This window comes from Pseudomonas sp. JL3 (assembly GCF_031570575.1).
Taxonomy (GTDB): Bacteria; Pseudomonadota; Gammaproteobacteria; order Pseudomonadales; family Pseudomonadaceae; genus Aquipseudomonas; species Aquipseudomonas cucumis.
This window is the reverse complement of sequence record NZ_JAKWJK010000021.1, coordinates 45,451-58,516: the sequence shown is the minus strand read 5'-3', so window position 1 is coordinate 58,516 and position 13,066 is coordinate 45,451. Positions and strand designations below refer to the sequence as shown.

12 protein-coding genes and 1 tRNA gene are annotated in these 13,066 nt (G+C 59.9%); 5 read left to right on the top strand and 8 right to left on the bottom strand.

Translation table 11 applies throughout. From position 1 onward, the window contains the following. Window positions 1-31: 31 nt before the first annotated feature. The 5 genes from MMG91_RS25565 to panB are packed head-to-tail and all read left to right on the top strand — an operon-like array spanning window position 32 to window position 6,123. The gene (locus MMG91_RS25565) at window positions 32-1,270 is read left to right on the top strand and encodes an ATP-grasp domain-containing protein (RefSeq protein WP_310661080.1); all 1,239 of its coding nucleotides are present in this window, start codon (window positions 32-34) and stop codon (window positions 1,268-1,270) included. Next, window positions 1,267-2,763 carry a hypothetical protein gene (locus MMG91_RS25560; protein WP_310661079.1) on the top strand — a complete coding sequence of 499 codons (1,497 nt, stop codon included), beginning with the start codon at window positions 1,267-1,269 and terminating at the stop codon, window positions 2,761-2,763. The genes MMG91_RS25565 and MMG91_RS25560 overlap by 4 nt, the downstream gene beginning before the upstream one ends. Before the next feature lie 3 nt (window positions 2,764-2,766). Then, window positions 2,767-4,023, top strand: coding sequence for a methylaspartate mutase (locus tag MMG91_RS25555; RefSeq protein ID WP_305503265.1), 1,257 nt, complete (start codon window positions 2,767-2,769; stop codon window positions 4,021-4,023). Continuing rightward, the gene (locus tag MMG91_RS25550; RefSeq protein ID WP_310661078.1) at window positions 4,004-5,257 is read left to right on the top strand and encodes an ATP-grasp domain-containing protein; all 1,254 of its coding nucleotides are present in this window, start codon (window positions 4,004-4,006) and stop codon (window positions 5,255-5,257) included. The genes MMG91_RS25555 and MMG91_RS25550 overlap by 20 nt, the downstream gene beginning before the upstream one ends. Before the next feature lie 50 nt (window positions 5,258-5,307). After that, entirely contained in the window at window positions 5,308-6,123 is an 816-nt protein-coding gene (gene panB / locus MMG91_RS25545) for a 3-methyl-2-oxobutanoate hydroxymethyltransferase (protein WP_305503262.1), read from the top strand. Window positions 6,124-6,129: 6 nt separating this feature from the next. Here the strand turns inward: panB and MMG91_RS25540 are convergent, their stop codons facing one another. From MMG91_RS25540 to lolB, 8 genes are all read right to left on the bottom strand, one after another. Beyond that, window positions 6,130-7,530: a PLP-dependent aminotransferase family protein gene (locus MMG91_RS25540; RefSeq protein ID WP_370694676.1), complete on the bottom strand. Its 1,401-nt coding sequence runs from the start codon at window positions 7,528-7,530 to the stop codon at window positions 6,130-6,132. A 341-nt stretch (window positions 7,531-7,871) separates the two neighbouring features. After that, window positions 7,872-8,972 (bottom strand): redox-regulated ATPase YchF, encoded by a 1,101-nt coding sequence (gene ychF / locus MMG91_RS25535; protein ID WP_305446884.1) that lies wholly within the window; start codon window positions 8,970-8,972, stop codon window positions 7,872-7,874. Window positions 8,973-8,994: 22 nt separating this feature from the next. Continuing rightward, window positions 8,995-9,579, bottom strand: coding sequence for an aminoacyl-tRNA hydrolase (gene pth / locus MMG91_RS25530; protein ID WP_008074178.1), 585 nt, complete (start codon window positions 9,577-9,579; stop codon window positions 8,995-8,997). A 169-nt stretch (window positions 9,580-9,748) separates the two neighbouring features. Continuing rightward, window positions 9,749-10,348: a 50S ribosomal protein L25/general stress protein Ctc gene (locus tag MMG91_RS25525; protein WP_310661077.1), complete on the bottom strand. Its 600-nt coding sequence runs from the start codon at window positions 10,346-10,348 to the stop codon at window positions 9,749-9,751. Window positions 10,349-10,491: 143 nt separating this feature from the next. Next, the gene (locus MMG91_RS25520; protein WP_003171603.1) at window positions 10,492-11,433 is read right to left on the bottom strand and encodes a ribose-phosphate pyrophosphokinase; all 942 of its coding nucleotides are present in this window, start codon (window positions 11,431-11,433) and stop codon (window positions 10,492-10,494) included. Window positions 11,434-11,479: 46 nt separating this feature from the next. Then, a tRNA-Gln gene (locus MMG91_RS25515) sits at window positions 11,480-11,554 on the bottom strand. Between the two features lie 37 nt (window positions 11,555-11,591). After that, window positions 11,592-12,443 (bottom strand): 4-(cytidine 5'-diphospho)-2-C-methyl-D-erythritol kinase, encoded by an 852-nt coding sequence (gene ispE, locus MMG91_RS25510; protein ID WP_007905805.1) that lies wholly within the window; start codon window positions 12,441-12,443, stop codon window positions 11,592-11,594. Beyond that, window positions 12,440-13,063 (bottom strand): lipoprotein insertase outer membrane protein LolB, encoded by a 624-nt coding sequence (gene lolB / locus MMG91_RS25505; protein WP_310661076.1) that lies wholly within the window; start codon window positions 13,061-13,063, stop codon window positions 12,440-12,442. The genes ispE and lolB overlap by 4 nt, the downstream gene beginning before the upstream one ends. Between the last annotated feature and the right edge of the window lie 3 nt (window positions 13,064-13,066).

Below are 13,066 nucleotides of genomic sequence, written 5' to 3'. Positions count from 1 at the left end.
CCCTCTTTTTATTTTTCACAGGATCGAATCGATGCACATCGTTATCGTCAATCGCTGGCCGCGCTTCCAGGACCCCAATCGCTGGGACAATGAACTGACCCGCTACGAAGAGTTCTTCGATCATCAGCGGCACCGGATCAGCTATGTGGTCGACGGCCCTGGTGCCGAGGGTGTGCTGGCCCCCCGCGACCATATCGCCCACTTGGTACAGGTCGATGACGTCAATCAGTACCCCCAATTGCTGGCGGGCGTTCAGGAAGTCATCGACCGCGTCGGCCCCGTGGATCAATTGATTGCGCTGTCGGAGTTCACGCTGGAGATCGTGGCGCGGGTACGCCAAGCCCTGCACATTCCTGGCCACGGGCCCGAGCAGGTGGCGGTCTATCGCGACAAAGCGCGAATGAAAGAAGTACTCCAGGAACACGGTTTGCCGGTGCCACCGTTCGTTCGCTGCGATGACGTGCAGCAGGCGCTGGACTTCGCCGATGCGGTCGGCTATCCGGTGATCGTCAAACCGGTGGATGGCGCCGCCAGCATCGGCGTCGTCAAGGTCGAGGGCGCCCAAGCCCTGTGCGCGATACTCAGCGAAGTGGACCTGGGGCGCTATGAGGTCGAGGCCTTCATCCAGGGCCAGACCTATCACATCGACGGTTTCACCGATGACAGCGGCGCGGTGCCGTTCCAGGTGGTGTCGCGCTATATCAACAGTTGCCTGGACTTCGCCAGCGCCAAGCCACTGGGGTCAGTGATCCTGCAATCCTCGGAGCTGCGTACCCGGATCCAGGCTTTCAGCGAGGCTTGCCTGCGGGCATTGAACCTGCGCAGCAGCGCCTTTCACCTGGAAATATTCGTCGAGGCGGATGGCTCGCTGGTGTTCCTCGAAGTGGGAGCCAGGGTGGGCGGCGCCGAGGTGCCACACCTGATCAACAAAGTCTTCGGCGTGAACCTCTATGAGCATTGGCTCAAGGGGCTGGCCGGTGAACAGGTGCCCTTGCCGACGATCCCGGCTGACCCCAGCGGCGGCTGGCTGGTCGTCCCCAAACCGGCGCAATTGCCGTGCCGGGTGATCGAGGCGCAATCGCTGCGCCCACACCTGAACTCGCTCTGGCGAGAATTGCTGCCCCGGCCCGGGCAGATCCTCGAAGCTGGCGGCAGCTATGACGCGCTGCACAGCGGTCGCTTCATTTTTACCGACGCGAGCGAAGCGGATATCGAGTACGACATCCAGCATGCGATCAACAACTTTCACTTCCAGGCTGAACCGGTATGAACATCGCCATTACCCCTGAAATGGCCGACGCCTCCTTGCTCGGCGAGCTCAATAGCTACCTCAGCGCGGTGGACCGGCGTGCCGTCGCCACCCTGGGCGAGCGATTGATCGATGCCGCCAGCGGTCTTGACGGGCTCGCGGACTACAAGCTGATGGTGGCTTACGGCGGCGGCAAGGACAGTTCCTACACCGTGTCGCTGATTCGCGCCGTGCAACTGCACCTGAACGTATTACACGGTCGCACCTTCTTCCTGCGCATTGCCAATATGCGCCACGCCGGAGTCCCGGACGCGGTCATGGCGAACATCGACCGGGTCTACCGGGCCCTGCACTTGTATGACGATCCCCGGGTCGAGATGCTGGTGGTCGATCACCAGCAGATCCGACCGTTCGAACGTCACTTGCCGTTCCCTGAGCAGGTGCGCGCGATGAACCGTTTCGACGTATTGATGAATGGTCATCGTACCGCCGGCGACGGCCGCCCCACGTTCTGCAACAGCTGCAACCTGGCGGTCGCCGACTTCTACGGGCGCGCGGCTTGGTGGCAGGGCGGCGTCGATGCCGTGGTCACCGGTGATTCGCGCAAGGAACAGAAGCATTACTTCACCTGGATCATGCGTCTGGCCCAACGTTTGGGGCTGAACGTCGACGAGTGTCGGCGCCAAGGTTTTCGCGGCCTGCTCCAGGCGCTCGATGGCGTGGCCCAGGTGTATTTCGTCGAACTGTTCGGCGAGGGCTTCGACGAGCAGCGGGCTGAACGTCGGGTGGCCAGCGGCAGCGAAAGCGCCGACCCGGACTTCATCAGCATCTACGACTTGGTGAGCTACCGGGTGGAAGACCACTGGGAACTGATTACCGAGTTTCTCGATTTCCGTTTCGAAGAGCTGGCGTTCAGCTTCACCGAATCGGACTGCGCCAACCCCATGCTGATGGCGCACTTTCGCGGACTCAAGGCGCAATACGTGCAGGGCCGTCATTACCACGACGGTATCAGCGAATACCTGGAACTGGCCCAGGGCCTGATGCGCAAAAAGGAAATGCCCCAGCGCCTGATCGACCTGGCAATGTCGGCCTACGCCGGTGCCGAAGGCAAGGATGCGCGTCGGGCGCTGGCGAACCGCTTCGCCAGCGAGGCGTTCGGGCTCGACGAGACACAGCTGACCTGCCTGCAGTTCGCGCCCTTCGTTGATCGTGGACGCGAGCTGTCGAGCTTCATCACCGCCTGTCACCCTCAGCGCCTGGCAGATCTGGAGGACCTTCACCTGGTGCTGGCCGGTAGTCGCCACGACAGTGCCCTGAGCCTCTGGCTGAATCAGGTCAGCGGCTTGCCATTGCCGGCGCTGCGCAGCCTGTACGCCCATCAGCAGATCGATTTCGACAGCGACAGCAGCCTGATCGCCCGGGTTCGCGCCGGTGATCCGCACAAGGGGCGGATAACACGTTTCGACCCTGCCACGGGTGAAAACGTGGTCGAACTGGTGTCGGGACGCTGAGTGATGAACATGACAGGAGGTCATTTCCAGCGCTTCATCGAGCAGGCCCGGGAACGGCGCGAACTGGTGGTGCAACCGCGCATGGGCTTCGGTGGGTTGGCGCCGATGCGCGCCGGGTTGGCCGCGGTGGCCGGGTTGCCCTGTGCCACGATCGGGACCATCACCCTGGACAGCTACACCCGGGTCGGTGATTACCAGAGCGCGCTGCAGTGCCTGAACAGCGACAGCCTGCTGAACGGTTTCCCGATCATCAGCCATCCGCTGGAAGCGGTGCGGGGTATGCTCGACGGGCTCTATGGCCCGTCGTTCCCGATCCAGGTCCGCCATGGCACGGCTCAACCGCAGAATGTTTTCAAGCGGCTGGCGGCCCTCGGGCTTGATGCCACCGAAGGCGGCCCTGTGTCCTATTGCATGCCCTACAGTCGCTTGCCACTGGCTCGGGCGGTCGAGGCTTGGGCAGAGAGTTGCCAGTTGCTGGCCGATGCCACCCCTCATGGCCACATCGAGAGCTTCGGCGGTTGTTTGCTGGGCCAGTTGTGCCCGCCGTCGATGTTGATCGCCATGACGTTGCTTGAGGCCCTGTTTTTTCGCCAGCAGGGCATCCGCAGTGTCTCGCTGAGCTACGCCCAGGGCACGTCCATGGCTCAGGATTTCGGGGCGTTGCAGGCCCTGCGCGAACTGGCTGCTGACTATCTGGACGGCGCCCACTGGCATGTCGTGGTGTATTCCTACATGGGCGTCTTTCCCACCACCGGTCACGGTGCTCGCCGCCTGATCTATGACAGTGCACGCCTGACACAGGCCGCCGGGTGCGAGCGCCTGATCGTCAAGACCGTTGCCGAATCCCGGCAGATCCCATCGGTGGCGGACAACCTCGAAGCCTTGTCGATGGCGGCCGAAGTCGCCGCTGACAACACGCTGGAGGTCGACCCGGCCAGTGAAGGCTATCGCCAGGAAGTGTTGTTCGAGGCGCGGCAACTGGTGGAAAGCGTGCTGGACCTGCACCCCGATATCGGCGTTGCGTTGCTCCAGGCCTTCGCCCGTGGGCGGCTCGACATTCCTTACTGCCTGCACCCCGACAACCCCGGCCGCGCCACCACCCGAATTGACGAGCACGGCGCCTTGCGCTGGGGCAATGTTGGTGGCCTTCCGTTGCCGCAGAGCTGCGGCCTTTCTTCGATCGGACCGGGTATCAGCTCGTCCGAGTTGTTCCAGATGTTGCATTACACGGTGAGCCGTTATGACCAACCCTTGCATTGACTCCACCTTGGCGCCGCTGATCCTGGTCGACGCCTATTCCACCGGCGCGCTGCTGGCCCAGGCTTTGGCGGAGCATCGCCCGCTGCTGCACGTGCGTTCGCGCAACGACATGCCCCCGGCCTTTGCCGCAAGTTGTCCGCAATCACTGTTCCGCGAGCACTACGGCGTGCATGAGGAAGGTCTTGAACCGCTGCTGGAGAAGCTCGCGGCACAGGCGCCGGCGGCGGTGTTGACCGGCAGTGAATTCGGTGTGGAGTTGGCGGATTTGCTGGCGGCCCGTCTCGGCCTGCCCGGCAATGATCCTGAATACTCCGCCGCCCGTCGTGACAAATCGCTGATGGCCGAACAGGTCGCCGCTGCAGGTTTGCCGGTGGCGGCGCAGCTGCGTACCGCCTCAAGCGCAGAGGCGCTGGCCTGGTTCAACGCGCGGGGCAAATCGACGGTGGTGGCTAAACCACTGGACAGCGCAGGTTCCGATAACGTGTTCATCTGCCACGATGCCGTACAGTTGCAGGCGGCCATCGACTGCATTCTCGGCGCAACCAACCTGATGATGCGCAGCAACCGGGCGCTGCTGCTGCAGGAATACCTGGAAGGCGACGAGTACGTCATCAACAGTGTCAGCCATCAGGGCGAGCACTGGATCACCGATGTCTGGAAATGCACCAAGACGTTGAGCGCCGACGGTCGCAAGATCTACGACCGTGAAGACCTGCTGCCCGCCGATGCGCCGGAGCTTGATGCACTGGTCGACTACGTCGAAGGCGTGCTCGACGCCCTGGCCATCACCCATGGCCCGGCCCATACCGAAGTGATCCTCACGGCTCGAGGCCCGCGCCTGCTGGAAACCGGTGCCCGTCTTTCCGGACTGGCCAATCCGCCCGCGCTGCAAGCGGCCACCGGCAACGATCAGGTGGCGTTGACCTGCACCAGCTACCTCGAACCGGCACGGCTGGCGTCCTTTCCCAAGCGCTATCGCCTGCAGCAGCACGCCCGGGGGATGAACCTGATCGCCCGCCACAGCGGCGCCTTCGCCCAGTTCGATGTACGCAAGCACCTGGAAGCCCTGCCGAGCTTTCACAGCGCGCGCTTTCGTTTCACCGACGGTCGCCAGAAGACACCGACCATCGACCTCAACAGCTCGCCGGGTGCCGTATTCCTGGTGCACCCGAGCGCCGACAGAATCCGCCAGGACCATGAGGCCTGGCGTGAATGGGAGAAAGACTGGTTGTAATGACCGACGCCCCATCCCGTGGGGTTTTCAATCATCACAGGAAGACACTTATGAGCATTCATACCCGTACCAAACGATTGACGGTTCCGCAGTTGGTCGCGATGAAGGGCCAACAGAAAATCGTATCCCTGACGGCGTACTCCAGCTCTATTGCCAGGCTGATCGACCCTATCGTCGACTTCATCCTGGTCGGTGACTCTACTGCAATGGTCGGTTATGGCCGGGCCTCGACGCTGAGCATGCAGCTCGAAGAAATCATCGGCCATACCCGGGCCGTGGTCGACAGCACACGACTGTCTTGTGTCATCGCCGACATGCCTTTTGGCAGCTATCAGGAATCCAACGAGCAGGCCTTTCGCAATTGCGCCCAGGTACTGGCGCGCACCGGTTGCGATGCCGTCAAGCTGGAGGCCAACAAGGCCCTGGCGAGCACCATCGAGTTTTTGGTGGCGCGCGGTATTCCGGTCATGGCCCACGTCGGGCTGATGCCGCAGTTCGTCAATGTCATGGGAGGGTTCAAGGCCCAGGGCCTGACCGCCGAAACCGGCGCAGTCATTGCCGAAGATGCTCGGGCCAACCTCGAGGCCGGAGCCTTCAGCCTGCTGCTTGAAGGTGTGGCCGAAGGCGTGGCCCGGCAAATCACCCTGGACTCGAAAATGCCCACCATCGGTATCGGCGCCTCACCGGCCTGCGACGGCCAGGTGCTGGTGACCGAAGACGTGCTAGGTCTGGGCGGTGAGCAGGTGCCGCGCTTCGTCAAACAGTACGCCGATGTCGGCGCGGTGATTCGCGACGCTTGTGAACGTTTTGCCGAAGAAGTGCGCGATGGCCGATTCCCTGAATCGCGGCATTGCTATGGGCTCTAAACATGGCTAGGACTCTTCGCTGATCGCCTGGGCGAGCTTCTTCAGGGCCTGGGCAATGTCCTTGCTCCAATCGAGGGTGTAGCTCAGGCGCACATGATGCCGCCAGGCCCCCTGCTGGCTGAAGATTTCCCCGGGGGCGATAACGATGCGCTGGGCCAGCAAGCGCTCGAACACCCGGCGCATATCCACCGAGTGCCTGGCCTCGAGCCAGAAGGTCGCGCCGCCTTGCGGGGCGACAACTTGCAACTGGCCATCACCGTGTTCTTCCAGCAAAGCCTGCATCCGTTTCATCCGGTCCTGCAGCATGGCCCGCAGCACCATCAGATGCTGGTCGATGCGCTTGGAGCTGAAGAGTTTGGCGATGGCTTTCTGACGAATCGGCGACAGACGAAATGCCCGCTCCAGGAATAGCCGGTGCAGCTGAGGCCCGTGTCGGCGACACAGTACATAACCATAAGGCGCTTCCGAGCCGATGATCTTGTCGAAGGTCGAGAACACCAGCAGCTTCTCCGGATCGGCAAAGTCGCGGTAGCGGGAGGGGTTGGCGGAAAAATAGAACTCGCCATAGCTGTCATTTTCGAACAGCCAGACATCCCGTTCCGCCAACCAGCGACAGATCTGCTGCTTATCCTGCGCGGGCATCAGGTTGCCTTGGGGAATATTTACGGTCGATGACAGCACCGCCAGCCGGATGGGCTCACGCCTGAGCAGCTCATTGAGTGCGGGCAGGTTGAAACGCCCATCCTCGCCGAGGGGCACTTCGATCACGCGAATCTTTGCCGCCTGCAACTGGCGCAGGATCGCCCACGAGCACGGTGATTCCACCAGCGCCACAGTGCCATCCAGGTTCAGGGCACTGAGCGACAACTCCAGCACACTGCGCAGGTCCGAGCCGATATACACATGTTCGGCCTGCCAGTAGCAGAGCGTGGAACTGGTGTAGCGGTCGGCCAGGGCGCCGCGTAACTCGGGCTCGCCGAACGGCTGATAGAGTGGCGCATGGGAACGCGGGTATTGCCGGGCCAGTTCGCGTTCCATCATCAACAAGGGGTTTTCCAGCGACAACAGCATCGCCGGCGCGTCGCTGCTTAGGGCCAGCATCCCCGGCTGGCGCGCGTTGGAGAATACGTTGTCCAGCAGGTTGGGCGAGCCCTCGTTCAACAAAGGTGCCGGCATCGCCTTGGTGAAATATCCGAACTTGGGTTTGGCGTAGATCCGTCCTTCGTCCTCGAGAAGCGAATAGGCGTACTTGGTCGTCGACACCGACACGTTCAGTCGCCGGGCCAGTTGCCGCAGGGACGGTAGTTTTTGCTCTCGTTCCGAATTGGCGGTCTCAATCAACTCGACGAGATAGCGGTACACCGCCTGATAGGCGAAAGAGGCGTCTTTGGTTGTATCCAGGCTCACGTGCTGAAATTCCTGTGTGCCCACTTCACGACAACGCTGGCGACCTGGAGCGGCATGCCTGAGGTATGCTTTTCCAAGCGTTCATGCCCAGCGACGATCCTGGACCCGATGGCAATGACATCAAGCAAAACCAGATGACGTTCGAAAGGAAATGGCATGCTCTTCATCCCTGTAGTGATTGCCAATAAAACTATTCTTGCATAACCCGGCAGCGTTCCCCGCGTTGCCGGACAGGCTGCGGATGGAGGAGGGTGGTGGTCCCAATATGCAAAATCCCCGTATCATCGAGTGATTACGGGGATTTTGAGATTACCGAGGTCCGTGGAAATCCACGGTTCCTATTACACGTTGAAACGGAAGTGCATCACGTCGCCGTCTTTAACGATGTAATCCTTGCCTTCCAGGCGCCATTTACCCGCTTCTTTGGTACCGGCTTCGCCCTTGTACTGGATGAAGTCGTCGTAGGCGATGACTTCGGCGCGGATGAAGCCTTTTTCGAAGTCGGTGTGGATCACGCCGGCGGCTTGTGGTGCGGTAGCACCGACGCGGACGGTCCAGGCGCGGACTTCTTCGACACCGGCGGTGAAGTAGGTCTGCAGGTGCAGCATCTCGTAGCCGGCGCGGATCACGCGGTTCAGGCCAGGCTCTTCGAGGCCCAGGGCTTCGAGGAACATGTCTTTCTCTTCACCGTCTTCCAGTTCGGCGATTTCGGCTTCGATCTTGTTGCAGACCGGAACCACCATGGCGCCTTCTTCTTCGGCGATGGCTTTGACGATGTCCAGCAGCGGGTTGTTCTCGAAACCGTCTTCAGCGACGTTGGCGATGTACATGACCGGCTTGGTTGTCAGCAAATGGAAGCCACGAATCACCGCTTTGTCATCGGCGCCCATGTTCTTCATCAGCGTGCGCGCTGGCTTGCCGAGGGTGAAGTGAGCGATCAATTGTTCCAGCAGGCCTTTCTGGACCACGGCGTCCTTGTCACCACCCTTGGCGTTGCGGGCGACTTTCTGCAATTGCTTCTCGCAGCTGTCGAGGTCGGCGAAGATCAGTTCCAGGTCGATGATCTCGATATCACGTTTCGGGTCGACGCTGTTGGAAACGTGAATCACGTTCTCGTCTTCGAAGCAGCGGACTACGTGGGCGATGGCATCGGTTTCACGGATGTTGGCCAGGAACTTGTTGCCCAGACCTTCACCTTTCGAGGCGCCGGCCACCAGGCCTGCGATGTCGACGAATTCCATGGTGGTCGGCAGGATGCGCTTGGGATTGACGATGGCCGCCAAGGCTGCCAGGCGCGGATCCGGCATCGGCACGATACCGGTGTTCGGCTCGATGGTGCAGAAGGGGAAGTTCTCGGCCGCGATTCCGGACTTGGTCAGGGCGTTGAACAGGGTGGACTTGCCGACGTTAGGCAGGCCGACGATGCCGCAATTGAATCCCATGGTGTTTCCCCTCGGGTAAAAGTCAGGCCTTCTGGCTGTGCAGGTTTTTCATCGCGCGGTTCCATTCACCGGCGAGGATATCCGGCAGCACGCCGAGGGCAAAGTCGATGCTGGCATCGAGTTTTTCCTGTTCGGCACGTGGCGCACGACCCAGGACGAAATTTGAAACCATACTGGCAACGCCCGGGTGGCCGATGCCAAGCCGCAAGCGGTGAAAGGTATTCTGATTGCCCAGTTGCGCGATGATGTCGCGCAACCCGTTGTGACCGCCGTGGCCGCCGCCCTGTTTGAGCTTGGCAACGCCCGGAGGCAGGTCGAGTTCGTCATGCGCCACCAGAATCTCTTCCGGCTTTATCCGAAAGAAGCCGGCAAGTGCCGCGACGGCCTGGCCGCTGCGGTTCATGTAGGTGGTGGGAATCAGTAGACGAACATCCTGACCCTGATGCGAATAGCGCCCGGTCAGGCCGAAATATTTGCGATCGGCCACAAGGTTGACACCCTGTGCTTGCGCGATGCGCTCAACAAAAAGGGCCCCTGCGTTATGCCGGGTCTGTTCGTATTCAGCGCCTGGATTTCCCAGGCCAACGATCAGTTTGATGGCAGTCACGATAGGGGCCCTTCCTAGGAGTGGTGGATAACATCACCGCAATCAGGGAGTGCGGCGAAAGTGGACGACAAGTGCTCATTTACCATTATGTAAACTCCGCGTTCTCGCCCGCTTTCTCGCTACGCTCTAGTCCGCGATGTTTCCGGTCACTCCGGCGAACAGAGTGAAATTACTCTGCTGCGCCTTCAGTAGCTTCTGGAGCAACACGTGGAGCGTGAACGTTGGCAACAGCCTTGTCATCGCCGTGTGCCAGAGCAACGAACTCAACGCCTTTAGGGGCTTTGAGGTCAGACAGGTGAATGATCGAACCGACTTCGGCGTTAGCCAGGTCGACTTCGATGAATTCAGGCAGGTCTTTCGGCAGGCAGGACACTTCGATTTCCGAAGTCACGTGCGAAATCTCGCCGCCTTTCTTGACCGGCGCTTCTTCGTTGATGAAGTGCACTGGAACGATAGTGGACAGTTTCTGACCGGCAACTACGCGTACGAAGTCAGCGTGCATCACGTGGCCTTTGGCCGGGTGACGTTGCAGAGCTTTGATTACCACGTTTTGCTTGGTGCCACCAACGTTCAGCTCGATGATGTGGCTGTAAGCCGCTTCGTTTTCGAGCAGTTTGGCAACTTCTTTGGCCAGCATGCTGATGGATTCAGGGGCTTTGTCGCCACCGTAAACAACAGCTGGAACCAGGGCGGCGAGACGACGCAGGCGGCGGCTCGCACCTTTCCCCAGGTCGGAACGCACTTCAGCATTCAGAGTAAAATCGTTCATGTTGTATCTCCAAAATAACCACATTCGCCCCAGCGTTTGCGACCAGCGCTTAAAGGCGATATGGGCAAAAAAGCCCCGCCCCGACAGGAATGTCGGGGCGGGGCGCTTTTCGTCAACGAGATGTAATGAGAAGGGCAGGGCCCTTAACGGAACATCGCGCTGATCGATTCTTCATTGCTGATGCGGCGGACCGCCTCGGCAACTACCGGTGCGATATCCAGTTGACGGATACGCGCACAGGCTTGTGCTGCAGCGGACAGCGGGATGGTGTTCGTCACCACCAGCTCGTCCAGCACGGAATTTTCAATGTTTTCGATCGCCCGACCCGACAGCACAGGGTGCGTGCAGTAGGCGAAAACCTTGGCAGCGCCATGCTCTTTCAGGGCCTTGGCCGCGTGGCACAGGGTGCCGGCGGTATCGACCATGTCATCGACCAGAATACAGGTACGCCCTTCGACATCACCGATGATATGCATCACTTCAGAGTGATTGGCTTTCTCACGGCGTTTGTCGATGATCCCGAGATCCACGCCCAGGGATTTGGCAACAGCCCGTGCACGCACGACGCCACCAATGTCCGGAGACACGATCATCAGGTTTTCGAAGCGCTGATCTTCAATGTCATCCACCAGTACCGGGGAGCCGTAGATGTTATCTACCGGAATATCGAAGAAGCCCTGAATCTGGTCAGCATGCAGATCAACCGTGAGAACACGGTCGATGCCGACTACGGTAAGCATGTCAGCAACGACTTTCGCGCTGATAGCCACACGTGCGGAACGCGGACGGCGATCCTGACGGGCATAACCAAAGTAAGGAATAACAGCAGTGATACGAGTAGCCGAGGAGCGGCGGAAGGCATCAGCCATCACTACCAGTTCCATCAGGTTATCGTTGGTCGGAGCGCAAGTCGGCTGAATAATGAAGACATCTTTACCGCGGACGTTTTCATTGATCTCGGCAGTAATTTCGCCATCGGAGAACTTACCGACAGAGATATCACCGAGAGGGATATGCAGCTGACGTACAACACGCCGAGCCAGATCGGGGTTAGCGTTCCCCGTAAAGACCATCATCTTGGACACGCGCAGTACCTGAAGGCTGAGGGTAACCTGGATGAGTATAGGAAAATGGCAGGGGCGGCTGGATTCGAACCAACGCATGGCAGGATCAAAACCTGCTGCCTTACCGCTTGGCGACGCCCCTGTATCTGTTGCAACGAGTACCCAGTACTCGATTCCTTTTAGAGCAGACTTTGCAGCTTGCGATGCAACATCGAAATGTTGCTTCCTTTCGCTACAAACCCTGTAAGGGTCTCTGTCAGAAGGGCCGAGACTTTATCAGCTTCAGCCTTGCTTGGGAAGCCCCCAAACACACAACTTCCAGTTCCGGTGAGTTTTGCTTCGGTAAATTTACCTAGCAAATTCAATGCGTTACGTACATCTGGATAACGCCTTGCTACCACCGGTAAGCAGTCATTTCGACTGTTTCCCTTGGGAACGGGGCGCACTTTAATGGGAGGAGTGTTACGTGTCAACAGTGGATCTGAAAAAATTTCTGCTGTACTTACAGATACTTGCGGCACCAGCACCAGATACCACGGTTCTTCGGGCTCCACAGGGGTGAGTTTCTCCCCCACACCCTCGGCGAAAGCCGCGTGGCCACGCACGAAAACCGGGACGTCGGCGCCAAGCGTAAGGCCCAGCGCGGCCAGCCGATCCTCATCCCAACCCAGTTGCCAGAGATGATTGAGACCCAGCAATGTGGTTGCCGCATTCGAACTGCCGCCACCGATTCCACCGCCCATGGGCAGGATTTTTTCGATCCAGATGTCGACCCCCAGCGAACAACCGGATTGCTCCTGAAGTTTTTTTGCGGCTTTGACGATCAGGTTGCTGTCGTGGGGGACGTCGGCGAATTCGGTGTGCAACCGAATCACGCCATCGTCGCGAACGGCGAAGGTGATTTCATCGCCATAATCGAGGAACTGAAAAATCGTTTGCAACTCGTGGTAACCGTCTTCACGGCGACCGAGGATGTGCAGCATCAGGTTGAGCTTGGCGGGCGAGGGCAGTGTCAGGCGTGGCGCAGTCATGTTCCCTGCCCCAGTTTGCGTGGTTGCCATTCCTTGATCACCAACGTGACGTCAAGGTCGGTGCCATGCAGTTTGATTCGCTCGGGCAGCCAGTAGCCGTTTTGCTCGGCATAACTGAGGTACTCGACCTGCCAGCCATCCTGTTCGAGATTGGCCAGGCGGCTGTCGACGTCGAGGGTCAGGCGACTTTTGCTGTCCGGGGCCGGGAGTCCGCGAACCCACCATGCCAGATGGGATACCGGCAGTTTCCAGCCCAATTGTTCTTCAACCAGGGCTTCCGGGGTCGGCGCGTCATAGCGGCCCTGATTGGCCACTTCCAGCGAGACTTTGCCAGGGCGACCGGTCAGGCGGGCCGCGCCACGACCCAGCGGGCCGGAGAGGCGGATATCGTAGTAATCCTGGCGTTGCAGCCAGAACAATGTGCCGCTACCCGAATCTTTTGGCGCACGAATGCCGATTTTGCCGTTGATCTGCCAGCCGTCGAGACCGGTCAGTTGCTGTTTGTGCTCGCGCCATTGGGCCTTGTTGCCTTGACCCTGGACCGATTCGCGGGCAACGAAGCCCGCGCAGCCGGCGAGCAGGGCGATGAAGCTGAAAATAATGAGATGGCGCAAAAACATAAT